The organism is Kitasatospora sp. NPDC047058 (assembly GCF_040643935.1).
Lineage (GTDB): Bacteria > Actinomycetota > Actinomycetes > Streptomycetales > Streptomycetaceae > Kitasatospora.
The window spans coordinates 1-1229 of record NZ_JBEYVJ010000905.1 but is presented as its reverse complement, the minus strand read 5'-3'; the positions used below and the strand labels follow the sequence as shown (position 1 = coordinate 1229).

Annotated in this window: 2 protein-coding genes; one reads left to right on the top strand and one right to left on the bottom strand. The window is 73.5% G+C overall.

Features of this window, described 5'->3' with window-relative positions; translation table 11 throughout:
• The coding region (locus tag ABZ885_RS41520) for an ADP-ribosylglycohydrolase family protein (protein ID WP_360200442.1) at positions 1–418 on the bottom strand (418 nt) is incomplete at its 3' end.
• 151 nt (positions 419–569) lie between these two features.
• Between ABZ885_RS41520 and ABZ885_RS41515 the strand changes: the two genes are divergently transcribed.
• The coding region (locus tag ABZ885_RS41515) for an ATP-binding cassette domain-containing protein (RefSeq protein ID WP_360200440.1) at positions 570–1229 on the top strand (660 nt) is incomplete at its 3' end.

The window sequence follows — 1229 nt, the reverse complement described above, 5'->3', positions numbered from 1 at the left end:
AGTGGACCGCCGACGTCGAGGCCCGCATCAGCGAGCCGTTTCCGGCGGCGCGGAGGTTGGTCTGGAAGTGGATCGCCGCCGCGAGTTCCCAGGGGAGGCCGTTGGTCAGCACGTCTTCGGTCTGCAGCCCGATGTCCTTGGGCTCGGAGGCGGCCCAGCGCTGGAAACGGGCGAACATGTCCGGCAGGTCGAGCCCGCCGCGCTCGACCAGGGACTCCGCGACCAGCACGGCCATCTGCGTGTCGTCCGTCGCCTCGCCCGGATCCCAGCCACCGCCTCCGCACATCTCACCGCCGGCGGCGGACGCCGGGAACCGCGCGGTGAACGCGTCCGCAGGGCCGAACTCGAAGGGCGCGCCGAGGGCATCGCCCACCGCGGACCCGATGACGGTACCGGCTGCACGTTCGATCGATTCCATGACCCGATGCTAGCGATCACGATGGCCTGTCCGACGGGCCGTGCGCCCGGGCCGCCCGCCGGCGCTCCGCGCGACCTCCCGACGTGGCCTGCGGGTTCGAGGTGGTCCGCTGCGGGCACCATGGAGCCGCAGTCACCACGGGAGGTGCGGCATGCCCGAGAGCGGCGCGGCGGCGATCGAGCTCAGATCGCTGACGAAGCGGTACGGCCGGACCGTCGGCATCGACGGTCTGGACCTGGAGGTCGGTGCGGGGGAGGTCTTCGGCCTGCTCGGGCCGAACGGCGCGGGGAAGACCACCACGCTGCGCTGCCTGGTCGGGCTGCTGCGGCCGAGCGACGGGGACGTCCGCGTCCTGGGGCTGGACCCGGTAGCCGACCACCGGCGGCTGGCGCCCTCGATCGGCTACCTCCCCGGTGAGCTGCGGCTCTACCCGGAACTCACCGGGCGCCAGACCCTCGACCTCCTCGCCACCCTCCAGGGCGCGCCCGTGCCGCGGCAGGCCGAACTCTGCGCGCGGCTCGACCTGTCGCCGGCCGACCTGGGCCGGGCGGTGGGGGAATACTCGCGCGGCATGAAGCAGAAGCTCGGGCTTGTCCAGGCCCTCCAGCACCGGCCGGCGCTGACCGTGCTGGACGAACCGACCGAGGGGCTGGACCCGTTGGTCCAGGAGGCGTTCTTCGAGCTCCTCGCCGAGGAGACGGCGGCAGGCCGTACGGTGCTGCTGTCCAGCCACGTCCTGCCCGAGGTGCAGCGGGCCTGCGGCCGGGTGGCGATCGTCCGCGGCGGCCGGCTGGTGACCGTCGAGTCGGTG